A 23,996-nucleotide genomic window follows, 5' to 3' on the forward strand; every position below is an offset into this window, starting at 1 on the left:
ACAAGCTATGATTGGCTGCAGGCCAGCTTTTCCAATTTATATCACAGACACGCTAGGCCGAGTCCGCTATGATGTGAGATGAATTAGCAATGAAACAAGGTGCTCTTGCCGGAAGCGGCAAGGGATAACAGGGAATCGGGTGCAACTCCCGAGCGGTCCCGCCACTGTATGGAAGAGCTGCACTTCATGAGGTCACTCGGGAAGCCCCGGGGAAGACGAAGCCTGCGGCGCCTGTATTCCAAGCCAGGAGACCTACCTTGTCGACGCACACCACGACTCTACGCGGATAGGAGCGGTGTACGGATAGGTTAATGAGAAGAGGCGTTCTGCCCTGATGGACCGGAGGAATCTTGAGTGTAGAGAGGCCCCCCGGTTTATAGCTGCTGGATACAAGGATACGGCCCCTAGTGATGGGACGATGAGAAGCACCTTGTTTCGCTTAGCTCCTGGCTGCGTGCTCTATCGAACTTGCCTGCGTACATACACTCCCACCCTTTAGGGTGGGTTTTTTTGGCTTTATGATCTTAAATGGGAAATCAACAAACATGGAGGGTGACAAATGCAAAAACACAGAGGGTGGAGCTTTGCGGCACTGGTTGCCGGATTTACGGTGTACTTTATGCTGAACGAACCGGGGACGGCCCGCGCGATGCACATTATGGAAGGATTCCTGCCGGTTGGCTGGGCGGTCTTCTGGTGGGCGGCGTTTATCCCGTTCTTTGTCCTGGGAATCTTCAAGCTGAGAGCCATGACCCGGGAGAACCCGGAGCTGAAGCTGCTGTTGGGTCTGGCCGGGGCGTTTACCTTCGTCCTGTCTGCGCTCAAAATGCCTTCCGTGACCGGAAGCAGCTCACACCCCACCGGTACCGGACTGGGTGCGGTAATGCTGGGGCCGCTGCCCATGAGCGTAATCGGCTCGATTGTCCTGCTGTTTCAGGCGCTGCTGCTGGCGCACGGCGGGATCACTACGCTTGGAGCCAATGCGTTCTCGATGGCGGTGGCGGGTCCTTTTGCCGGATATACAGTGTATAAGCTGATGATGAAAATGCCGGACCGCGAGAAGCTGGCCTTATTCTGTGCGGCTGCGATGGCTGATCTGAGTACGTATGTAGTGACTTCCTTTCAACTGGCGGTGGCTTTTCCGGCGGCGGATGGCGGCGTTCTGGCTTCTTTTCTCAAATTCGGGGGGATTTTTGCCGTGACGCAAATCCCGCTGGCCATCAGTGAAGGGCTGTTGACGGTACTGCTGTGGAACTGGCTGAAATCGTATAGCCCGAATGAATTGTCGCTTCTGAAACGCAAGGTGAACGGAGGAAGAGCCTAATGAGCAATAGATGGAAAAATGGATTGATGCTGCTGGTTGTTATTCTGCTGGTCATTCTGCCGCTGCTGCTGGTTAATGGGGAATTCGGAGGGGCCGATGATGCGGCTGAAGGTGTGATTACCGAGATTAACCCTGACTATAAGCCGTGGTTCAAGCCGCTGACTGAGCTGCCAGGGGAGACGGAGAGTATGCTGTTCGCATTGCAGGCAGCGATGGGTGCAGGTGTGATCGGTTATACCTTGGGGCTGCTCAAGGGCAAGCAGGGCGGGACGAAGCAGCATAGCAGCAAGTGATCCGGCGGATTGACGTTCTCTCCTACAATAATGCGCTGCGCCAGTTATCCCCGATGTGGAAAAGCTCGTTCGCAGCCCTGATGTTCCTGCTCTCTTACACGGTACATCCGGTACTACAGGCTGCAATCACCCTATGGATGATGTCCTGGTGTGTATTACAGGCCCGTATTCCCTTCCGTGCTTATGGCATGCTGTTCGGCACAGCGCTGCTGTTCTATGCGCTTAGCGTACCGGCACTGCTCGTGGAATTCGGGCACCCGGCATCGGGAGAGGCAGGGATATTCTCATTTCCGGGACTGAACCTGCCGGTATATGTTACAGCGGCCGGGCTTCAGCGGGCAGGAGAGCTGCTGGCCAGAATCTCTGCTTGCATGAGCTGTTTCTTTTTCCTGATGTTCACTACTCCGTTTAGTGAGCTTTTGCAGGTGCTGCGCAGGCTGCGGATGCCGCAAATTGTCCTGGAGCTGATGCTGATTATGTACCGCTTCTTATTCCTGCTGAGTGATGCAGCGCATGGTCTGCTGCTGGCCCGCAGGCTGCGCGGAGGCCGGCGGGGCTACAAGGCCAGACTGCGGGAGACTGCGGCCATGGCAGGAGCGCTGTTCGGCAACACGATGCACCGGTATTACGGATTATCGCAGGGGCTGCTGGCCCGCGGATTCACAGACGAGATTATTATCCCGCCTTATACGGCGCGTCCTGTGCCGAGGCGCTATACAATCCAGGCTTATACCGGTATTGCGCTACTGTTGCTGGCTGAGACGTACTTTATCACTAACACATGAAAGGAGCCGGTCATGGATCAGGAATATAGTCTGAGTTGTGACGGAGTGGTCTTCCGTTACCCTGATACGAAGGAGCCTGCGCTGCATGAACTGACGTTCTCCATCCCCGCAGGCAGCAAGACGGCAATAATCGGTCATAACGGTTCGGGCAAATCGACGTTGTTCCTGCATGCCGTTGGCATTCTGCGCCCGCAGCAGGGTACGGTTGTGCAAGGAGGGAAGGCGTTATCCTACTCCAAAAAAGAGCTGGCCGCTCTGCGGCGGAAGGTGGGCCTGGTCTTCCAGGACCCTGAGCAGCAGCTGATCCTCAGCACACCGCTGGAGGATGTGTCGTTTGGGCTGCGCGGCAGCGGAATGGCTGAACCGGCTATTGCTGCGCGCTGCCGGGAGGTCATGGAGCTGCTGAATCTGACTGATCTGGGTGATAAACCGATTCATCAGCTTAGCCTGGGCCAGAAAAAACGCACAGCACTCGCCGGTGTACTGGCTATGGAGCCTGAGCTAATTCTATTGGATGAGCCGACCTCGTATCTGGACCCGTTATCGGAAACGCAGATGCTGAAGGGCCTTGAAGCCATACATGATAAAGGGACAACCGTAGTTATGGCTACGCATGACATGAACCTGGCTTACCGCTGGGCGGACTGGATTATTGTGCTGGAGCATGGAAGATGCAGGGCGGCGGGGACACCGGAGGAGATTTTTGCGGGACGGGAGGAGCTATTGTCCATCGGGCTGGGACTGCCGCTGCTGGCTGACTTATGGTTCAGCCTGCCTGATCGCCTGACCGCAGGTCAGAGCGCTCCCCGCACCGCCGATGAATTCAAATTGAAACTGCATAAGCTGCTTGCGCTTGACCACAGCCATTCATGAACGGGGGAAGAGGAATGAACAAACAAGGAAAATTGCTGATTATCGGCTTCGGCCCCGGAGCGCTGGAGCATATTACCGGCCGCGCACTGGCTGCGCTGGATGAGAGTGAGGCGGTCATTGGCTATACCACTTATGTAGATCTGATCCGGCCGCTGCTGCGGCATCAGGAGATTGTCGGCACGGGGATGACTGAAGAGGTCAGCCGGGCCCAGGAGGCTGTCCGCAGAGCAGAAGCCGGGCAGACCATTGCGGTAATCTCCAGCGGCGATGCCGGTGTTTACGGAATGGCCGGGCTGGTCTACGAGGTGCTGATTGAACGCGGCTGGAGCCGCTCAGAGGGGGTGCAGGTGGAGGTAATCCCGGGAATCTCGGCGATCCAGTCCTGCTCTTCGCTGCTTGGGGCCCCGATTATGCATGACTCCTGCACGATCAGCCTGAGCGATCATCTTACGCCCTGGGAGAGCATAGCTGCGCGTGTGGAAGTGGCGGGGGCAGCGGATTTTGTCATTGCGTTCTATAATCCGCGCAGCGGCAGACGGACGCGCCAGATTGAAGAAGCACGCAATATTCTGCTGCGCTACCGTGATCCGGCTACACCGGTAGGCATTGTCAAAAGTGCCTACCGTGACCGCCAGCAGACGGTCGTAACGACACTCCAGGATATGCTGGAGCATGAGATCGGCATGCTCTCAACCGTGGTGGTCGGCAACTCTGCTACCGTTGTCTATGAGGACCTTATGATTACGCCGCGCGGATATGAACGCAAGTACAGTCTCGGGGCACAGACGCAGACGCTGAAGCCGCACGAGCGGCTGCGCACAGCCGCCGAGCCGTGGTCGCTGGCTGCGGCGGAGTCCGGGCAGGCAGAGGGGATGGCCGGAGCCGTGGTGAATAAAGGGGCCGCTGCAGGGACGGAAGCGGGGCCTTTGCGGTTGGAAGGAGCAGCGGCTGATCCGGCTGCAGGGACAGTCCGGATAGAACGGGCGGCAGCCTGTGGCGAAGCGGGATCAGGGCTGGCGGAAGAGGCGGCTGCGCAGAGCCTGGCTGCTGCTCCGCAGGTGGAGCGGCTGCGTAGCTTGACCGATCGCCTGAAGGCATCGGCCGATTCCTCCTTCGAGCTGGAGATTGCTCCCGCAGCCGGCAGCCGCAGCTTCAGCGGCGATCAGATGAAGCTGCTGGCTGAGCTTGCAGGCAGCGATGGGCAATTGGTCTATACGAAGGACGGGTATTTCCTGCTGCGCGGCAGCCGGAGTGAAGAAACAGAGGCAGGAGCAAGGCTGCTGGAGGCCGGACTGAATGTAAGTACGCCTGGAGATTACGTGAAGGTGAAGACCTGCGGATTCTGTGAGCTGCGCAGAAGCGGAGCGTTAAGTGCTGCTGTCCGGCTACACACCCTGCTGCATGGAATGGCTGTGCCCAGAGAGCTGCACATCAGTGTAGCCGGCTGCGGGATGGCTTGCAGCTCCGCTGTGCTGGATGACATCGGCCTGGTAATGTCGCGCGGCAGCTATGAGCTGTATCTTGGCGGCAAGAAGTCCGGCCGGGGCGCCCATGCAGGGATTTTGGTGCGTGAAGGGATGGATGAAGAGGAAGCGGTAGCCGCTGTAGCTTCGGCAGTAGAGGAATATAGGACTCATGGCCGGGAGCAGGAGCGGTATCATGCGTTCCGGGAACGGATGGACAGCATTACAGGGAGTGCAGCCACTACATCGGACAATAACAACATAGAAGGAGTGCAGACGATGAGAACGGTATTACTGGTGGGACACGGGAGCCGGGTTCAAGCGGGAAATGAGGAGTTGCTGGAATTCACCCGCCTGCTCGCGGCCCGTAAGCCGGAGCTGAAGGTCGAGACCTGCTTCATCGAGCTGGCCTCGCCTTCCATTGCTGGCGGCATTGCCAGATGTATCGAGGGTGGTGCGGCGGAGATTTACGTTGTGCCGATTATTTTGTTCGCGGCAGGACATTCCAAACTCGATATTCCAATGGCTATTGATGAAGCTAAGCAGAGATATCCCGGGGTGAAGTTCATCTACGGCCGCCCGCTGGGGGTGCAGGACCGTGCCGTCGATATTCTGCTGGAGCGGATTCAGGAAGCAGAACGACTTCCATTGTCGCAGGAGAAGGCGGCTGGCGGAATGGACCTGGAGCTGAGCGAGAACGGTGTATCCAAGATAGAGGATAAGGACACCATCGTGCTGTTGATGGGACGCGGGGGCAGTGACCCGGATGCTAACAGCGATCTGTATAAAATAAGCCGGCTGCTCTGGGAGAAAACAGGCTACCGCAGCGTGGAAAGCTGCTTCATTGCCATCGCCAAGCCGTCGCTGCAGGACGGGCTTGAGCGCTGCCTGGCGCTGGGTGCGCGCAAAATTATCGTTCTCCCGTACCTGCTGTTCACCGGAGTGCTCATGCAGCAGTTCGCTGAGAGAGTCGCGCAATTCGCAGCCGGGCATCCCGGGCTTGAAGTGGAGATCGGCGGCACACTGGGCGCACATCCGCTGCTGGTGGATATGCTGACAGAGCGGATCGGGGAGACGCTGGAAGGCCGTGCCTTCAGCAATTGCGATAACTGCAAATACCGCGATGCAGCCTCTCTGCATCACCACCATCACCACCATCATGGTGAGGAGGGGCATGTGCATCATGGGCATGGGCATCACAGTCATGAGGGGCATGGACACGGGCACCATGAACATGGAGATGAGGAGCACGGGCACCACTGCCACGGGAAACATGGGCATTGCGGGCATGGTGATCATGGGCATGGACATCACGAGTGTGCGCATGACGGGTATGGTGAACATGGGCACACGCATCACGCGCAGCATGGGCGGCATGATGTAACGGAGGCGGCGGCTCCGGCAGACGACCTGGCGCTTCGCCAGCCGCGATGATCTTCATGTTATGCGGCACCAGTGATGCCCGGGAGCTGGCCCAGAGTCTTACGCGCCAAGGCCTGCCGCTGCAGGCCAGCGTGGTGACGCCCAGCGGGGCAGAACGCCTGGAGGCCGCAGGCATCCGCACCCGCGTCGGCAGACTTGACCGCGCGGCGATGATCTCTTTGCTGCAAGCGGGCGGGTACCGTGCCGTGGTGGACGGCAGCCATCCTTTTGCGCTGGAGGCCCATGCTAATGCAATGGAAGCTGCTGCTGCGCTGGGATTGCCTTACTTCCGCTACGAGCGGCAGAGCCTTATCTATAACAGCCATCCCCGGCTGTTGCTTGTGCATTCTTATGAAGAGGCTGCGTGCAAGGCTAAGGAGCTTAAAGGCTCTGTGATGCTGACTACCGGCGGCAAAACACTGGAGATTTTTGCGGAAGAGCTGCTGGGAGATCCGGAGATCCGGCTGACCGTAAGGCTGCTGCCTTGTCTGGAGAATCTGGAGAAATGTCTGACTCTTGGGATCGAGCAGCGGAATATTATTGCGCTTCAGGGCCCTTTTAGCAGAGAGCTGAATGAGGCCTTATACCGGCAGTATGGTACCCGGGTGATGATTACCAAGGAGAGCGGAGCCGAGGGCTCGGTGGATGAGAAGCTGCATGCCGCGCTGGATATGGGGTTATATGTCATTCTGATTATGCGGCCGGGGATGTCCTTCGGGGATGGCGGAACGGTATTTGATTCTTTTGACGGGATTACGGCTGCTGTGAAGGCTGCGCTGCTAATGACAAGGGAAGAGGGATGAATGTGGATTTTGGGACAGAGTTCAAGCCGGTGACCGTACAGCCGCAGGAGATAGAGGGCCTAAGCTTTCAGATGATTACGGAGGAGCTGGGGGAACATTCCTTCAGTAGCCTGGAGTACCCGATTGTACAGCGGATTATTCATGCTTCGGCTGATTTTGAGCTAGGGCGCAGTCTGGTGTTTCATCCCGGGGCGATTGAGGCGGGGATTCACGCGATTCTGCAGGGCAAGCCGATTATAGCGGATGTGCGGATGGTGGAGGCGGGCATTGCCAAGGAGCGGATTCAGCGGTATGGCGGCGAGGTCCGGGTACATATTTCTGATCCTGATGTGGTGGAAGAGGCGAAGGCGCTGGGAACCACAAGGGCGATCATCGCAACGCGCAAGGCCTGCGCCCAGGCACCGGGGGGAATCTATGTTATCGGCAACGCGCCCACTGCCTTGCTGGAGCTAATCCGTCTGGTAAAAGCAGGCGAAGCCCAGCCTGGCCTCGTCATCGGCATGCCCGTTGGCTTCGTCTCGGCGGCGGAATCCAAGGATGAGCTGCGCAAGCTGGATATTCCCTACATCACCAATATCGGCCGCAAAGGCGGCAGTACGATCGTGGTCGCCGCAGTGAACGCACTAAGTCTGCTGGCAGTCCGCCGGGCGGCGGGCGAGCTGGGTTAGCGGATTAGAGAAGCATGCAGATGCTTGGAGCGTAGGGCTGTGAGTTGTCATACCCCGATTAAGGTGTAAGTGTTAAGTTTAATCGCACTCTGTACAACTAAATGCTCTGATGCACGAGTGAATATCCATTTAGCTGTAAAACGTGCAATTAAACTAATCTATAATCCGTGTTTTCCCTCATTTCGGCAGATATAGTTGTACAGATTACAGCTAGAAGAGGAATTCCTTCCTTTTTGCGGGTTTTAAATGTACAGAATACAACTATCTCAAATTATTTACTTTCTTAGTTCTAATAGTAGTATGTTAGTTGAAATTTGTGGCTGGCGTTCTCACCGATGACCGGGTTAATGTGCTTAATCTGGGGATTGCAGTAGCGTGTGAGCTCACTAATTGTATTCTGTACAACAGAATTCGTGATTTTATAGTAGAAATCTGGTTCTGTTGTTGTTCATACACTTGATTTGTGGATAAGGGCTCCACAGTACCTCCCTCGTCAAATTCTAATGTACTAAATGCAGCAGACTCACTTTTTGGGCGGATATGGGGTTTAACTAATGTACAAAGTGCAATGGAGCCAGGGAAACTAGAAATATTTGTATGTAAGTCTCCTGATTTGCTTAGAAACAGCAGTATAATCAGGTTATATAGAGAGTAAGACTGGTTACCTGCCAAGGGCGAACGCTCAGAGGATGGGCTTCAGCGATGTGGATTTTTCAGTTTGTTCAGTTTGTGAGGATATATTCTTAGACTATCAGCAAAGAGGGATTGCCATGACCAAGGAATTACCCGGTCAAGCCGTTAGTCAGAACCGGAGCCAAAGAAGCGGGGAAGCAGGGTCGGGGCAGGTAGAGCACGTAGCCGGAACTGAATTCGATCAGGTAGCTGAGCGGTTGGAGCAAGTAGGCAGCCCCGAATCCGCACAGGCGGCTGAACGGTTGGACCACGCAGCCGGCCCCGAGATCAGGCAGATGGCTGGACAGGTACAGCAGGCTATCGAACCCGGATTGCCCGGATTCGATAAGGCAGCTGAAGTGTTCGCACAAGCGTCCAGTCCAGGATTGCCCGACCCCGAATCCGCACAGGCAACGCCCGCTCCCCCGCTGCGCAGGGGCTACACGACAGGGGCCTGTGCCGCAGCGGCAGCCGCAGGTGCGGCAACCCTGCTCATTACAGGGGAGAGCCTGCCTGCGGTAGAGATCGATTTGCCAGCTGGTTTCCGTCATACCTTTGAGCTGACTGGCTGGCAGCGTACAGGATCACACACGGCAAGCTGTGCCACGGTCAAGGATGCCGGAGACGACCCGGATGCGACACATCTGGCGTGGATCGAGGCAGCGGTGAGCTGGCGGGATGAGCCGGGCGTGGAGATTGACGGGGGCCGCGGTGTCGGCCGGGTGACGAAGCCAGGTCTGCCGATTGGTGTAGGAGAGGCGGCGATTAACCCGGTACCGCGGAGGATGATTCAGGAGGCGGTAACCGCCGTACTAGAGGAGCATGGTACAGCGCGGGGGGTGAGGGTAGTCATCAGCGTGCCGGAAGGCGAGAACATTGCCCTGAAGACGCTGAATCCCCGGTTGGGTATTCTGGGCGGCATTTCGATCCTGGGCACGCGGGGCGTGGTGACCCCATTCTCCACCGAGGCCTATAAGGCGAGCGTGGTTCAGGCCATCTCGGTGGCGTCTGCAGCGGGGAACCGACAGATTGTGCTGACCACAGGCGGCAGCAGCGAGAAATACGCCATCGCGATGTTTGCGGAGCTTCCAGAGGAAGCTTTTATTCAGATGGGGGAATATGTAGGCTTCTCGCTGGAGCACGCGAAGGCTTACGGGCTTCAGAAGGTTACCTTCGTCGGAATGGCCGGCAAATTCTCTAAGGTGGCTCAGGGGGCCATGCTGATTCACTCTAAGAACGCGCCTGTCGATTTCGGATTTCTGGCCTCTGTTGCAGGCCGTGCGGGAGCGTCCCCTGAGCAGGTGCAGGAGATTGCTGCCGCGAACACAGCCTCACAGGTCGTGGATATGATGACTGAGGCGGGGAATAACATTTTTTTCGAGCAGCTGTGCAGGCATGCCTGTGAACAGAGTCTGGCGCATATGAACGGAGGCATGATTGTAGAAATGGTGCTTATTACAATGAAGGGCCGGGTGCTGGGAAGGGCGGAGATTCATGGATAACCTGATTTACGTGATCGGGATCGGTGAGGATGGCGCCGGCGGCCTGACACCGGATAGCTTAGGTATAGTGAACAACAGCGAGGTGCTGCTGGGCGGCGAGCGGCAATTGAATTTTTTTGGCAGGTACAGAGGGGAGAAAATCGTGCTGCAAGGCGGGCTCAAGCCTTTTACAGACAAGCTGGAGGAGGTGTGGCGTGAGCGGCGGACGGTGGTGCTGGCCTCGGGGGACCCGTTCTTTTTTGGGATTGCCGGATATCTTGTCCGCAGGTTCGGGCCGGAGCATGTGGAGGTGATCCCCCATTATAGCAGTGTGCAGCTTGCGTTTGCGCGGCTGGGTGACAGCTGGCAGGATGCTGAGCTGATCAGTCTGCACGGGCGTTCCATTCAGGGACTGGCCCAGCGTATCGACGGCAAGCACAAAATCGCCCTGCTGACAGACGAGAACAACACTCCTGCGGTCATCGCCGCTTATTTGCGTGAGTTCGGTATGATGGAATATGAGGCATTTGTCTGCGAGCGGCTTGGCGGCGCAGAGGAGCTCTGCCGGTTCTGGACGCTGGAGGAGATGGAGACAAGGGAGTTCGCGGCGCTTAATGTTGTGATCCTGCGCCGTAAGCAGGAGGTCTCCATTCCTATGCGGCGCGGATTCGCTTATCCGGACGAGGAGTTCCGGCAGCGTAAGCCTGAGAAAGGTCTGATTACGAAGCGCGAGGTCCGCGCTCTGGTGCTGTCGGAGCTGAACCTGTCCGAGGATGCAGTTGTGTGGGATATCGGCTCCGGCTCGGGTGCGGTGGCTGCGGAATGTGCGCGGATCGCCAGACTCGGGAAGGTCTACGCTCTGGAGAAAAGTGCCGAGAACCTGCCGAATATGGCAGCGAACCGTCTGAAGTTCCGGGCGGATTTCGAAATCATTCAGGAGAAGGCACCGCAGGGCCTAGCCGCTCTGCCTGACCCCGATGCCGTCTTCATCGGCGGCAGCGGCGGGGAGCTGGCGAACATTATCGGGCACAGCGCCGCCAGACTGCGCCCGGAGGGCCGGATTGTGGTTGGGGCGATTACGGTGGAGACACTGCATGGCAGCATGGAGGCGCTCAAGGCCGCAGGACTGGCCTGCGAGGTCACGATGCTTCAGGCGTCGCGCGGCAAGCCGATTCTCGGCATGACCCGGTTCGACGGAATGAATCCCGTCTATGTGGTTAGCGGCCGGAGGCTTCATTAATCATCAGACAATAACGAAGGAGGAACTTGCAATGAAGACCGATGTAACTGAGCCGCGTGGGCAGGCTGCGGACGGACAGGAAATATCATCAGGAGAAACAGCCGGTACGCTCTTGACAGAAGCGGCGATGCAGGCGGCCAGTGCATTATTTGACCCGCTGGATAGTGAAGAGCCGAAGCTGGAGGAAAGACTGACTCCCCGGGCGCTCGGAACATTATACGGTGTAGGCGTCGGTCCCGGCGACCCGGAGCTGATCACGCTTAAGGCTTGCCGTCTGCTGCAGGAATGTCCGGTGATTGCCTACCCGGCTACCAAGAAGGGCGGCAAATCCTACGCCTATGAAATCATCGAGCTGCATGTAGACCCGCAGGACAAAATCATGCTCGGACTGGTCTTTCCGATGACGAAGGACCCGGAGCTGCTGGCTGGCGGCTGGACCCGTACGGTAGAGCTGTGTTGGGGAGAGCTGAGACAGGGGCGGGATGTGGCTTTTGTGACCGAAGGCGATCCTAATCTCTACAGCACCTTCATTCATCTGGCCCGGCTGATGCAGGAGCTGCATCCCGGCGTGCCGGTCGTCTCGGTTCCGGGGATTTCCTCCGTCCTGGGCGCGGCGGCTGCGCTGGAGCAGCCCCTGGCAGACGGCAATCAGCGGGTGGGGATCATCCCGGCTACGGACGACAGGGAGGCGCTTCGGGAAGCGCTGCTGCATCATGATACGGTGGTGTTCCTTAAGGTGGCCAAAGTGCTGGATCTGGTGCTGGATGTGCTGGATGAGCTGGGCTTGTCCGGCCGTGCCTCGGTGGTAACCAAGGTCACCTCCCCTCATGAGACCGTCTGGCGCGATGCGCGGGATCTGCGGGGCAAGGAAGTGGAATACCTGAGTCTGATGGTGGTGAGCAAATGACGGAGCTTGTGCCGAAGGTATACATTGTAGGTGCCGGACCAGGTGACCCGGAGCTGATTACGGTCAAAGGCAGCCGGATTCTGCGCTCGGCAGATCTGGTGCTGTATGCGGATTCGCTGGTCAGCGAGGAGCTGATCCGCAGCGCTAAGCCGGGTGCTCAGGTGCTTCAGAGCTCGGGCATGGATTTGGAGCAACAGGTGGAGCTGATGACGCTTGCCGTGCAGTCGGGTAAAAGCGTAGCCCGCGTACATACCGGCGACCCCGCCATGTACGGTGCAATCTTGGAGCAGATGTCGCTGCTGAAGCTCTGCGGCGTCGCTTATGAGATTGTGCCGGGCGTCAGCTCGGTCTTTGCCTCTGCGGCCGCGGTTGGCGCAGAGCTGACCGTGCCAGAGCTGACGCAGACGGTCATTCTGACCCGTGCGGAAGGGCGCACACCCGTGCCGGAGCGCGAGCAGTTGCGCAAGCTGGCGGAGCATCACTGCACGGTGGCGCTGTTTCTAAGTGCATCACTGGCCGGTCATGTGAGCAGTGAATTCCTGGCCGCAGGCTGGAGCCCGGAGACCCCGGTGGCGGTCGTGAAGCGGGCCACTTGGCCGGATCAGCAGATTTTGCGTACAACGGTTGAGAAGCTGGAGGGGGACCTGCGTGATGCCGGTATCACCATGCATGCCATGATCCTGGCCGGCTGGGCGCTGGACCCCGGGCTGACGGACCGCGATCAGCACCGCTCCAAGCTGTATGACAAGACCTTCACCCACGGCTGCCGGGAAGGAATCGGCTCCGGTGAGTAAGCGGTATGCGGCTGTTGCCATTACGCGCAGCGGGATAGAGCTGGCTGTGAAGCTTGGCGGGCGGCTTGGCGGGACTGAGGTTTTTGTCTATGCCAAGTATAGCGGCTGGCTGGAGGCGCGGAGCGGGGAGGTTACTGTTTTTGATGGACCGGTTAGAGGGTTGCTTCCCAAGCTCTTCGGGAGCTATGAGGCGGTCATTCTGTTCTTCTCGCTGGGGGCGGCTGTCCGGCTGACGGCTCCGCTGCTGCGGGATAAAAGAACCGATCCTGCCGTCATCGTCATCGATGAGCGCGGGGAGCATGTCATCAGTATGCTCTCCGGCCATCTCGGCGGAGCGAACAGGCTTACTCTGGAGATTTCGGAGCTGCTGGGCAGCCATCCGGTGATCACCACAGCTTCGGATGTACAGGGCACCTTCGCTGTTGACCTGCTGGGTCAAGAGTATCGCTGGCGCGCGGACAGTTTCACCCCCATGAAGGGGGTTAGTGCTGCGCTCGTTAACGGGGAGCCGGTGGCTTTTGTGCAGGAGAGCGGGGAACGTGACTGGCTGCCGCCGGGTGCTGAGGTGCCGGAGCATGTCTCTATGTTCGCAAGCAGGGATGAGCTTAGGCATAGCGGACGCAGCTTCAGCGCAGCGATTGTGGTAAGCGACCGGCTGGCAGAGGAACTGGAGGAGGATGCACGAGCAGACACTGCACTGGCCGAGTCCATTGTAGTGTATCGCCCGCGCAGTCTGGTGCTTGGACTCGGCTGCAACCGCGGGACTTCTGCGGAAGAGCTGGAAGCCGTGGTCCTGCACACTCTGAATGAGCTTCATCTGTCGCTCCAAAGTGTGCGGAATGTGGCGACAGCCGGGATCAAGGGGGATGAACCCGGGCTACTGGCCTTGTGCGCCAAATACAGCTGGGAGCTGGTGCTGTACACCCCGGAGCAGCTAAATACAGTTGAGCTGGACCATCCGTCTGAGGTGGTATTCAGGGCCACGGGGGCATACGGTGTCTGTGAACCTGCGGCCCTGTTGTCTTCAGGCGCGCATTCGCTCCTGCAGCCTAAGCTTAAGAGCGGCAATGTGACTATCGCCGTAGCCCGGGTCTTCTATCCTAGAGAGAAGGAGGGGAGCTGCGGTGAATGAGCCGAGGAATTTAGCAGGATATGAAAAAGAGCCGGGATTAGCCAGCCTGGAGCTGCAGGCCCGTCCCCGCCTGGTCATTGCAGGCACAGGCAGCGGCTCGGGCAAAACAACGGTCACGCTGGGGCTGATGCGCGCTTTTGCCCGGCGGGGCCTCAAGGTCCAGGGCTTCAAATGTGGCCCTGACTACATCGATCCCGCCTATCACACTGCGGTCACAGGCCGTCCCTCACGCAATTTGGACTCCTGGATGACTTCAAGCGATTATCTGCAGGAGTATTTCCTGCAGGCTTCGGCAGAGGCCGACTTGTCCGTCATTGAGGGTGTCATGGGTCTGTATGACGGCAAGGAGGATACGGCGCTGACCGGATCAACGGCGGAGATCGCCATTCTGACTGCCAGTCCTGTACTCCTGGTGGTCGATGTCCGCAGCATGGGCCGCAGTGCTGCGGCGATAGTGCTGGGCTTCCGTCAGCTGGAGCCGCAGGTGCGGATTGCCGCCGTTCTGGTGAACCGCTGCGGCAGCGAGGGTCATTACCGGTTAGTTAAGGCGGCCATTGAAGCAGCCTGCGGGATTCCCGTGATCGGCTGGCTCCCCCGCGATAGCGGGCTGGACATCCCGGAGCGGCATCTGGGCTTGCTGCCCGCTGTGGAACGCGGGGAGCTTGCGCCTTTGTTCGACCGTGCCGCCGATATGCTGGAGCAAGGCACGGATCTGGAGCAGCTGCTGGAGATTGCTGCTACAGCTCCTGCTGTGCAGAAGATACTTGCGGCTGCGGATGATCAGTGTAATCCTGCTGTGCCGATGATACATAAGACACAGGCAGGCCCGGCGGAGCCTGCCCCGGTCATTGCCGTAGCCCGGGACGCGGCGTTCAACTTCTACTACGCAGATAATCTGGAGCTGCTCGCACGTGAAGGTGCTAAGCTGATTTACTTCAGCCCGCTCAGCGGTGAAGGCATTCCGCCGGAAGCGGGCGGCCTCTATATCGGCGGCGGCTTCCCGGAAGAATTCGCGGCTGTGATTGCCGCGAACCAGCTGTTCCTTGGCGGACTGAGGTCTGCCGCAGACGCTGGAATGCCGCTCTATGCGGAGTGCGGCGGCTACATGGTGCTGGCCCGCAGTCTGACCGACCGCAACGGCAGGGTGCATGAGATGGCCGGAATCGTTCCGGCACACACTGTGATGCAGGAACGCCGGGCGGCACTCGGCTATCGTGAAGTTACGGCACTTCACGACTGTCTGCTGCTGAAGCAGGGCGAGCGCCTGCGCGGCCATGAATTTCATTACTCCGTCATGAGCTATCCTGACGGGGAAGCCCGAACCTATGCCTATGAGAGTAAGGGCAGAGGGGGGAGCCAGCCGGAAGGCTACATCAGCGGCAGCATTATGGCTGCTTATGCGCATATCCACTTGGCCTCCCATCTCCCGGCAGCAGCCCGGCTTGTAGCAGCCTGCCGGGCATATCGTGACCGCAAACAAGCTGTACAGCAGCATGATTCCGATTCCTGCAATCAACAAGTGGAATAACGTATCTTAAATTATTGATTCTAACAGAATGTGTGGAGATAAGTGGAAAAACAACATCTATTCATGTTACTTTTAGCTGCTTGGGCTAAAATGGGCAACAGTAAGTGTTGTTTTTCCAACTGTTGTTCTAGTACCGGTCATTCGTTCATTAGCAAGTGTAGAAAATCCAACTATCCCCCGTTCCGTTCAAACCAGCCTAAGTCTCATCAGCAAATCACTTCTGTCTACTATATGTCAACCGCTTGTCATACGTATAATAGCCACGTATAATAGGACAAGAGAACGCTTTATTACCGCGCTCGGGCTGGTCAACCGATCAGTTCCAGCGCAGGAAACCATTGAAAGTTAATAGAAGCAACAGCATATGGATGCATCAGGAGAAGGGGGAACGCTGCAGTGAAATTGTTGGGAGCGATTGAAGCAGGAGGAACAAAGTTTGTATGCGGTATCGGGAATGAGGACGGGACAATTATCGACCGGGTGAGCTTTCCGACTGCCACTCCTCAGGAGACTATGAGCCAGGTAATGGATTATTTCAGCGGAAAAGCTGTGGAGGCTATCGGGATCGGCTCGTTTGGACCGATTGATCCCGTTATTGGCAGCCCCACCTATGGATATATTACAACCACACCCAAGCCGCACTGGGGCGGTTATAATCTGGTGGGAGCCGTGGAGGAGCAATTCCAGGTTCCGATCGGCTTCGATACAGATGTGAACGGCGCAGCGCTGGGCGAATACACCTGGGGGGCAGCGCAAGGTCTGGATAGCTGCCTGTATATCACTGTAGGTACCGGGATCGGTGCCGGTGCTGTGGTGGGCGGGAAGCTCGTTCACGGGCTGTCCCATCCCGAGATGGGACATATTCTGGTTCGTCGTCATCCCGAGGACCACTACGAAGGCTTCTGCCCTTATCACGGCGATTGCCTGGAGGGTCTGGCAGCAGGTCCGGCCATCGGCAAGCGCTGGGGTAAGCCGGCGGGCGAGCTGTCTGCAGATCATCCGGCCTGGGCGATGGAGGCCCACTATCTGGCTCATGCTCTTATGAACTATGTGCTGATCCTCTCGCCGCAGAAGATCGTAATGGGCGGCGGTGTGATGAAGCAGAGCCAGCTCTTCCCGCTGATTCATGCCAAGCTGCGGGAGCTGCTCGGCGGATATGTGCAGCATCCAGCGCTCAATGAAGAGATTGGCAGCTATATTGTGCCTCCGCAGCTTGGAGATAACGCCGGTCTGTCGGGTGCACTGGGTCTGGCCAAGCTGGCTTTGGACCGCAAGTAGGATCTCCTGACAAAAAGGCATTGACTGTTACGTAATATATGGTATCCTAGGTTTTAACAGTATAGCATTTAAGAGGAAGCACCTCTTTCACGAATTTCGTGGGAGAGGTGCTTTTTTGCGTTCAAATATGTCATGCGTACTGTAAGACGACGAAAGTAGGGATTCATATGCAGATCGTATTTATGAACCGTTTGTGCAGAAGATCAGGAGTGGATGGGGAGACTTTTGCCCAGCTGTGGATTGGAGAGGAAGAGGGGCAGTGGCGTCTTGGCTGGCGTGATTTCTCCGGCGAACAGGAGACGGGCGATAGCCTGTGGTATGAAGGCGGATCATGGAATGAGATGCTGTGTGTATACCGGCACGAGCTTGCCGTGAAGATGGGGGATGGCTACCGCCCGCTGATTGACGGGGTATTTCATGACGAGGATAATCTCAGCAGCCGCAGCCAGGAGCAGCTTAAGCTGCAGTATTACAGTGAGCATTACGGGAATGAAGCGATCTTCGAGGAGCTGTGCTCCTGGCGCAGAGGGAAGGCCTCCGGCGAACGGAAAGCGCCTTATATCCTGGCCAGCAACCGTCTGCTGCGCATGATCAGCGCATTTCTTCCCCGCACGGAGGAGGAGCTGCTACAGCTTCCAGGTGTAGGTGAAGGCAAAGCCACACAGTATGGAGCGGACTGGCTCAGTATCACCGCAGCGGCTGAGCGTGAGCATGATTTTCCGCTAAGCTGGGTGAATCATACAATAGACGAAGAGAGCTTCGTATCCTGGCAATATAAGCAGAAGGAGCTTAAGTACAAGAAGGAGCTGGAGCGGCTGAGACTGCGGCGTGTTCTATTACAGGGGATCGAAGAGGGGCAAGGAATGGAGCAGCTCAGAGTGCTTAGCGGAGTTTCCCGCCGTGAAGTGCTTGAAGTAGTAGAGGAGCTGGAGAAGGACGGATACTCGGCCGAGAAGCTTATTGCCCTGGAGCTGAGCGGAGTGAGCCCCGAAGAACAGAACAATATTTGGACAGCCTATGAACTGATCGGCGACAACTTCCTGAAGCCTGTTCTTTACAAAGCTTACGGTGAACCTTTCGTTCCTGCTGACGGACTCGATCTGTATTACGAACGCCTGCGGCTGATCCGCATCCGCTTCCGGCGGGAGCATCCGGCCGCTCTTGGAATGGCTGCCCCTTTGTAAGGGGGTGACCGGCGGCCTGAAGCGGCCCCAATCTGCGGTCCTGATGACCGGGATTTTTCATCGGCGCAGACGCATTACATACTGGTGGCATACCAAAAAGACGAAGGCTATCCGCATCCCGGAATAGCCGGGTATACGGTGCCTTCGTCCTTCGTATTCGTCCGCCCTGCTTCATAGCCACTCCTTCTTACGGAAGATAATGAGCATTCCGCAGCCTAGCGTCACCATGACAGCAATGACGCCATAGTAGCCGTACTCGGTGTGGATCTCCGGGATATTGTCAAAGTTCATGCCGTAGATCCCGGTAATCACGGTCAGCGGCATGAATATGGTGGTAATTGCCGTAAATACACGCATGATTTCATTGGCACGGTTCGCAATACTGGACTGATAAGCTTCGCGTAAGTTGCCCATGAGATCGCGGTACGTTTCGAAGGTTTCAGAGATCTTGACCGCATTCTCATAGATATCGCTGAAATACTTCTGCAGCTGATCGTCGATCAGGCGAAGATCCTTTTTGTTGAGCGTGTTGATAACTTCCTTCTGCGGGCCGAGCATCTTCTTCAGCCAGAGAATCTCACTGCGCAGACCAATGATCTCGCTCAGATGCGATTTCTTGGTATGCATGAGGATGTCTTCCTCCAGCTTCTCGATCCGCGCTTCAATCCGGTCACCGACCGAGAAGAAGTTGTCGACAACGAGGTCGATCAGCAGATACAGGAAGCGGTCAGGCGTACTGACCTCCTGCTCCCACAGTACGGGCTTCAGGACACGAAGCTCATGGATCTTCTGCTTCGTAACGGTAATAATATAATGTCTGCCAAGGAATACGTTAAGCGCACGGAGGAAAATTTCCTCATCATCGAACCGGATGCTGTTCACCACGATGAAATAATGACTCTCATAAATCTCCAGCTTCGGACGCTGATCCTCTTCACTAAGACAGTCTTCCACAGCCAGATCATGCAGTCCGTATATAGGCTGAAGCTCTACAAGGTCCTCCACATCGGCATCAATCCAGTAGAACCCTTCGGCAGGGGCGGTTAAAGTTTCTTCAATATTGTCAATAGGCGTAAAAACCCCTGCATTCACCAGCCGGATTTTCATCTGATTCACTCCTTATGTCCCTGGTCTTCTCCAGGGGTATGCTAATTTCAGCACACGGAAAAAATCAGCTTGGCCGGTGGTACAATCATGGATGAAGGCCAAAAGATGGTCCGAGAGCATGAAGAAAAAGGGCTCCCGCCGCCGGCAAGCTGATGTTAATCCTGTGTGGTTGTTCATTCTGCACGCATATTCGCGAGCCCGGGTCGCCTTCCATTGTTCTCTCACCTCTTCTTTTCGCCGTTTATTTTGGTTGAAACACTTGTCTAGTATAACGCCGGGATATGGGTCTTACAAGAGAAATTGTTTTCTGTCATAAGGCCCCTTCAGCATTGTATGGACTTGACGAAAAGGAGGTTCATGATTTAAAGTGAAATTTAAGAAAAAGCATCTTTCGGATGCTTAAGGTTATTCAACTGAATACAGCTAAATCTTATCAAGAGCAGGTGGAGGGACTAGCCCGATGAAACCCGGCAACCGGCGTGTGAGCGCACGGTGCTAATTCTTGCGGAAGCTTTGCAGGGCGTTATTCGTCCGGCGGAAGTTCTCTGGCAGATGAGAGAGGCGCATATGACTGCATGATATGACCTTTCTCGCCCGGGAAAGGTCTTTTTTCGCTACCCTGCCTCAGGATTAACCACCAAGTGGAACCCCATTTCAGTTAAGGAGTGAACAGCAATGCCTATCAAAATTCCCGACAGCCTGCCGGCCAAAGAAGTGTTATCCGGTGAGAATATTTTTGTAATGGATGAAAGCCAGGCCTTCCATCAGGATATCCGTCCGCTGCGGATCGCCATCTTGAATCTGATGCCTACCAAAGAAACTACTGAGACCCAGCTGCTGCGCCTTATCGGGAATTCCCCGCTTCAGGTGGATGTTGTTCTGCTGCATCCCAGCTCCCATACGTCGAAGAATACTTCGGCTGAGCATTTGAAGAGCTTTTACAAAACCTTTGATGAGATCAGCCACCGCCGGTTCGACGGCTTGATTGTAACGGGCGCTCCCGTAGAACAACTTGAATTCGAGGATGTCAACTACTGGGAAGAGCTGAAAGTGATTTTTGAGTGGAGCAAACAGAATGTAACCTCGACCATGCACATCTGTTGGGCGGCACAGGCAGGACTGTATCATCACTTTGGTGTGCGCAAGGTGAGTCTGCCGGACAAATGCTTCGGAGTGTTTCCGCATACGATGAGCCATAATAATGTCAAGCTGCTGCGCGGCTTCGATGAAGTGTTCCATGTTCCGCATTCCCGCCATACCGATGTCTCCCGTGAAGATATTGAGCGGAACCCGGAGCTGCAGATTCTGGCAGAATCCGAGGAAGCCGGGGTGTACCTGGTGGCTACGCATGACGGGAAGCAGATTTTTGTTACCGGACATTCGGAATATGATCCCTTCTCGCTGAAATGGGAGTATGACCGGGATATCGCAAAAGGGCTGGAGGTTGCCTTGCCGAAGCACTATTATCCCAAGGATGATCCGACGCGTACTCCGCCGGCAGTCTGGCGCGCCCATGCCAACTTATTATTCGCTAATTGGCTCAATTACTATGTATACCAGGAGACTCCTTACGATATCGGGGCATTTATCTAAGGGTTGACTTATTCTTAATAGAAGTAATTAATCAGGAGGCAATGGAGATGGATGAGAAACTGAGAATTGAGAGCAGACTGGCACAGATTGGTTCGATGGAGGACCCCGCCACCGGGGCCATTAATTACCCGATTTATCATGCGACGGCTTTCCGTCACCCTAGACTTGGGCAGAGCACAGGCTTTGACTACATCCGCACCAAAAATCCTACCCGCTCTGTCCTCGAAGAAGCGGCAGCGGCCCTGGAATCCGGGGATGCCGGCTTCGCCTGCGCTTCCGGTATGGCTGCGCTGACTACGGTGTTCACCTTGTTTGGACAAGGGGACCATCTCATTGTGTCGCTCGACCTGTACGGCGGAACCTACCGGTTGCTGGAACGGATTCTCTCCAAATACGGCATCAGTGCCTCCTATGTAGATACGAACGATCTGGATGGACTGGAAGCGGCCCGCCAGCCGGGGACAAAAGCCGTATTCATTGAGACGCCGACCAATCCGCTGATGATGATTACGGATGTCGAAGCCGTATGTACCTGGGCCCGCCGTCACGGGCTGCTCACGATTGTAGATAATACGCTGCTGACTCCGTTCTTCCAGCGCCCGCTGGAGCTTGGAGCAGATATCGTGGTTCACAGTGCGACTAAGTATCTGGGCGGGCATAACGATGTGCTGGCTGGGCTGATTGTGACCAAGGGCGCAGAATTGTCTGCTGAAATGGCCGTCCTGCATAACTCTCTGGGAGCGGTTCTCGCGCCGAATGACAGCTATCAGCTGATGAAGGGTATGAAGACCCTGGCGCTGCGCATGGAGCGGCATGAGAGCAATGCCCTGGCCATCGCCCGTTATCTGCAGAAGCATCCGGCTATTGCCGAGGTCTTCCATCCGGGTCTGCCGGACCATCCGGGCTATGCCATTCAGAACCGCCAGTCCTCCGGCAACACCGGGATCTTCTCCTTCAAGGTAAAAGAGGCCAGCTATGTGGAGCCGCTGCTCCGCCATATCAAGCTAATCGCCTTCGCCGAGAGTCTGGGCGGTGTCGAATCGCTGATGACCTATCCGGCGATACAGACTCATGCCGATATTCCGGCTGAAATCCGCGATGCTGTAGGCGTGGATGACCGACTGCTGCGCTTCTCTGTCGGCATAGAGCATGTAGATGATCTGATTGCGGATCTCGGACAGGCCCTGGAGGCCGCCCGGAGCGAGCTGGAATAAGGCGATGCGCCCCGGACCTGGCCCGGCATGAGGGATTCGCAGAACGTACAAGCAGCAGTGCCTTCGGGTGCTGCTGTTTAATTTTGCCTGGGACAAGGTCAATTACCGGTTCTGCGCAGCGAAACATTTTTCAAGAACAGCCGATTGTGATACGATGGGAGAACGGACTATTTTTATTTCAAATTGTATTTATCTCATAGACTTCATAGATGAAGAGGAGGCCGTCAACAGTGAGTGCAGTCGATCTTATACTGGATAAGGCACTGAAGGGTGAACGTCTTCAGTTGGAAGATACGGTCACGTTGTTCGAGAGCAATGAAATTGAGAAAATGGGCGCTGCCGCAGATATTATTATGAAGCGCTGGCACCCGGAGCCAGTGACAACATTCGTCATTGGCCGTAACATTAACTACACCAATGTATGTGATGTATATTGCCGATTCTGCGCTTTTTACCGCAGACCCGGTTCGGAGGAAGGCTATGTGCTTCCCGATGAGACAATCTATCAGAAGATTGCGGAGACCATGAGCGTGAACGGAACCGAAATTCTGATGCAGGGCGGTACGAATCCGAATCTGCCGTTCAGCTACTATACGGATATTCTGCGCGGCATCAAGCAGCGGTTCCCGGAGATTACAATGCATTCCTTCTCACCTGCGGAAATTATGAAAATGGTTGAGGTCTCCGGCCTGCCGCTGGAACAGGTCATGCGTGAGATTCATGCCGCAGGCCTCGATTCCCTGCCCGGCGGCGGTGCTGAGATTCTCGATGACCGTACCCGCCGCAAGATCAGCCGCCTCAAGGGCTCCTGGCGCGAGTGGATGGACGTCATGCAGACCGCACACCGGATCGGCATGAATACAACGGCCACGATGGTGATCGGTCTGGGCGAGAGTATGGAAGAACGTGCGCTGCATCTGCTGCGTGTCCGTGAAGCCCAGGACGAATGCATTGCGAATAAATATGATTCTGAAGGCTTCCTGGCGTTCATCTCCTGGACCTTCCAGCCGGATAATACGAACCTGAAGCTGGACCGCCAGACCCCGGAGGAGTACCTCAAGACCGTAGCCATCAGCCGTCTGGTGCTGGACAATATCAAGAACTTCCAATCCTCCTGGGTAACGATGGGGCCTGAAGTAGGCAAGCTCTCCCTGCAATACGGATGCAATGACTTCGGAAGCACAATGATCGAGGAGAACGTAGTCTCCTCGGCGGGTGCGACCTACAAGGTCAACATCGAGTCGATCACCCAGCTCATCCGCGAAGCCGGCAAGATTCCGGCGCAGCGCAACACGCGTTATGACATTCTGCGTACGTTCGAGGATGCGAATGCGAAGATTGACAATGATTTTATTATGCAGAACTAGAATGAAATAAAGAAAACAAAAATAACGGAGTTAAACTACAAATGTAGTTTTTACTCCGTTATTTTTGTTGCTCAACTGCAATGCTTGTTCCATTTTTATAAATACAATAATAAATCGGCTAGCTTTTTGATGTTTAGATATTTTGTGCTTGCTTGAGAATTGGGTCTTGATAGGACTAATACTGATTGTATCCCCAGTGCTGATGCGCAATCTAAGTTCTGTTCATAATCATCGATAAATACTGTTTCAGTTGCCGGCAAATGCATCGCATCAAGTGCATGGCTGAACATGCCGGGATTAGGTTTGTTTTCTCCAAGTTCAAAACTAAGTGTCATATTATCAAAAAAATTATACATACCGGCATTTTTAAGAACTCTTTTGACCGACGGGTCGGTATCTGAAATAACTCCAATCTTATACTTTGCGCTCAGGCTTTCAATGATTTGTTTGGTATGATCAAAAAACACATAATTAGCATCGTTATACACTCTATCATGGGCAATGATTTCAGCTTGTTCGTTGGTAAGGTGCATTTCAGGTAACCGTTCAGCCATTGTTTTATAGTAATTTGTATACCTTTCAAGCTCCTCATCTTCAGTTTTGTAAACTTCATTTTTGAGGTGCTCATTTGCTTTTGAAATTGCTGTATTCAATTGTTCTTGTGGTATGGAACCTAGAATCTGTGGATTTATGTATTCCAACGCTTTTAATGTTATCCTCCAGTCACCTGTTGCAGGGCGGAAAATCGTCCAGCCAAGGTCGAGAAATATACCATGTACAGGTTTTTGTATAATCATGTAAACTCCCCCTATGAATCCTATAATATTGTAAAAATCTATTAATAAAAGAGTAATTAATCTGTTTTTAT

The 23,996-nt window shown here is 55.6% G+C and carries 20 protein-coding genes and 2 riboswitches; of the genes, 18 read left to right on the forward strand and 2 right to left on the reverse strand.

Annotated elements, in window-relative coordinates:
* The first annotated feature begins 80 nt into the window (after positions 1-80).
* A riboswitch (cobalamin riboswitch) is annotated at positions 81-275 on the forward strand.
* A 284-nt stretch (positions 276-559) separates the two neighbouring features.
* From NYE24_RS29565 to NYE24_RS29635, 15 genes are all read left to right on the forward strand, one after another.
* Positions 560-1,324 (forward strand): energy-coupling factor ABC transporter permease, encoded by a 765-nt coding sequence (locus NYE24_RS29565; RefSeq protein WP_342477305.1) that lies wholly within the window; start codon positions 560-562, stop codon positions 1,322-1,324.
* Positions 1,324-1,617: an energy-coupling factor ABC transporter substrate-binding protein gene (locus tag NYE24_RS29570; protein WP_342477306.1), complete on the forward strand. Its 294-nt coding sequence runs from the start codon at positions 1,324-1,326 to the stop codon at positions 1,615-1,617. Before NYE24_RS29565 ends, NYE24_RS29570 begins: the two co-directional genes overlap by 1 nt.
* Positions 1,614-2,402, forward strand: coding sequence for a cobalt ECF transporter T component CbiQ (gene cbiQ / locus NYE24_RS29575; RefSeq protein ID WP_036696774.1), 789 nt, complete (start codon positions 1,614-1,616; stop codon positions 2,400-2,402). Before NYE24_RS29570 ends, cbiQ begins: the two co-directional genes overlap by 4 nt.
* A gap of 12 nt (positions 2,403-2,414) precedes the next feature.
* Entirely contained in the window at positions 2,415-3,275 is an 861-nt protein-coding gene (locus NYE24_RS29580) for an ABC transporter ATP-binding protein (RefSeq protein ID WP_342477307.1), read from the forward strand.
* 14 nt (positions 3,276-3,289) lie between these two features.
* Positions 3,290-6,172, forward strand: a complete 2,883-nt coding sequence (gene cobJ, locus NYE24_RS29585) for a precorrin-3B C(17)-methyltransferase (protein ID WP_342477308.1) — start codon at positions 3,290-3,292, stop codon at positions 6,170-6,172.
* Positions 6,169-6,963 (forward strand): precorrin-6A reductase, encoded by a 795-nt coding sequence (cobK, locus tag NYE24_RS29590; RefSeq protein WP_342477309.1) that lies wholly within the window; start codon positions 6,169-6,171, stop codon positions 6,961-6,963. Before cobJ ends, cobK begins: the two co-directional genes overlap by 4 nt.
* Before the next feature lie 2 nt (positions 6,964-6,965).
* Positions 6,966-7,631 carry a precorrin-8X methylmutase gene (locus tag NYE24_RS29595; RefSeq protein WP_076158975.1) on the forward strand — a complete coding sequence of 222 codons (666 nt, stop codon included), beginning with the start codon at positions 6,966-6,968 and terminating at the stop codon, positions 7,629-7,631.
* Between the two features lie 1,058 nt (positions 7,632-8,689).
* Positions 8,690-9,805, forward strand: coding sequence for a cobalt-precorrin-5B (C(1))-methyltransferase (locus tag NYE24_RS29600; RefSeq protein WP_036696853.1), 1,116 nt, complete (start codon positions 8,690-8,692; stop codon positions 9,803-9,805).
* Positions 9,798-11,024 (forward strand): precorrin-6y C5,15-methyltransferase (decarboxylating) subunit CbiE, encoded by a 1,227-nt coding sequence (gene cbiE, locus NYE24_RS29605; RefSeq protein WP_341029709.1) that lies wholly within the window; start codon positions 9,798-9,800, stop codon positions 11,022-11,024. The genes NYE24_RS29600 and cbiE overlap by 8 nt, the downstream gene beginning before the upstream one ends.
* A gap of 31 nt (positions 11,025-11,055) precedes the next feature.
* Complete coding sequence (cobI, locus tag NYE24_RS29610; protein ID WP_342477310.1) at positions 11,056-11,931, forward strand: precorrin-2 C(20)-methyltransferase; 876 nt, start codon at positions 11,056-11,058, stop codon at positions 11,929-11,931.
* Positions 11,928-12,725, forward strand: coding sequence for a precorrin-4 C(11)-methyltransferase (gene cobM / locus NYE24_RS29615; protein ID WP_036696783.1), 798 nt, complete (start codon positions 11,928-11,930; stop codon positions 12,723-12,725). The genes cobI and cobM overlap by 4 nt, the downstream gene beginning before the upstream one ends.
* A complete protein-coding gene (locus tag NYE24_RS29620; protein WP_342477311.1) occupies positions 12,673-13,857 on the forward strand; it encodes a cobalamin biosynthesis protein in 1,185 nt (394 codons plus the stop codon). Before cobM ends, NYE24_RS29620 begins: the two co-directional genes overlap by 53 nt.
* A 52-nt stretch (positions 13,858-13,909) precedes the next feature.
* A complete protein-coding gene (locus NYE24_RS29625; RefSeq protein ID WP_076158979.1) occupies positions 13,910-15,385 on the forward strand; it encodes a cobyrinate a,c-diamide synthase in 1,476 nt (491 codons plus the stop codon).
* Between the two features lie 396 nt (positions 15,386-15,781).
* Complete coding sequence (locus NYE24_RS29630) at positions 15,782-16,663, forward strand: ROK family protein (RefSeq protein ID WP_051493736.1); 882 nt, start codon at positions 15,782-15,784, stop codon at positions 16,661-16,663.
* 167 nt (positions 16,664-16,830) lie between these two features.
* A complete protein-coding gene (locus NYE24_RS29635; protein ID WP_036696787.1) occupies positions 16,831-17,847 on the forward strand; it encodes an HRDC domain-containing protein in 1,017 nt (338 codons plus the stop codon).
* A gap of 171 nt (positions 17,848-18,018) precedes the next feature.
* On the opposite strand, the gene corA is transcribed toward NYE24_RS29635, so the two are convergent.
* Positions 18,019-18,954: a magnesium/cobalt transporter CorA gene (gene corA, locus NYE24_RS29640; protein ID WP_036696789.1), complete on the reverse strand. Its 936-nt coding sequence runs from the start codon at positions 18,952-18,954 to the stop codon at positions 18,019-18,021.
* Positions 18,955-19,381: 427 nt separating this feature from the next.
* Positions 19,382-19,513, forward strand: a riboswitch (SAM riboswitch).
* A gap of 116 nt (positions 19,514-19,629) precedes the next feature.
* Between corA and metA the strand changes: the two genes are divergently transcribed.
* From metA to mqnC, 3 genes are all read left to right on the forward strand, one after another.
* Positions 19,630-20,547, forward strand: a complete 918-nt coding sequence (gene metA / locus NYE24_RS29645; protein WP_036696791.1) for a homoserine O-succinyltransferase — start codon at positions 19,630-19,632, stop codon at positions 20,545-20,547.
* Positions 20,548-20,594: 47 nt separating this feature from the next.
* A complete protein-coding gene (locus tag NYE24_RS29650; protein WP_036696793.1) occupies positions 20,595-21,761 on the forward strand; it encodes an aminotransferase class I/II-fold pyridoxal phosphate-dependent enzyme in 1,167 nt (388 codons plus the stop codon).
* A gap of 230 nt (positions 21,762-21,991) precedes the next feature.
* The gene (gene mqnC / locus NYE24_RS29655) at positions 21,992-23,128 is read left to right on the forward strand and encodes a cyclic dehypoxanthinyl futalosine synthase (protein ID WP_036696795.1); all 1,137 of its coding nucleotides are present in this window, start codon (positions 21,992-21,994) and stop codon (positions 23,126-23,128) included.
* Between the two features lie 95 nt (positions 23,129-23,223).
* Here mqnC and NYE24_RS29660 read toward each other — a convergent pair whose 3' ends face one another.
* Complete coding sequence (locus NYE24_RS29660) at positions 23,224-23,925, reverse strand: HAD-IA family hydrolase (protein ID WP_342477312.1); 702 nt, start codon at positions 23,923-23,925, stop codon at positions 23,224-23,226.
* Between the last annotated feature and the right edge of the window lie 71 nt (positions 23,926-23,996).

This window comes from Paenibacillus sp. FSL H7-0350, assembly GCF_038593195.1.
In the GTDB taxonomy this organism is placed as follows: Bacteria; Bacillota; Bacilli; order Paenibacillales; family Paenibacillaceae; genus Paenibacillus_AQ.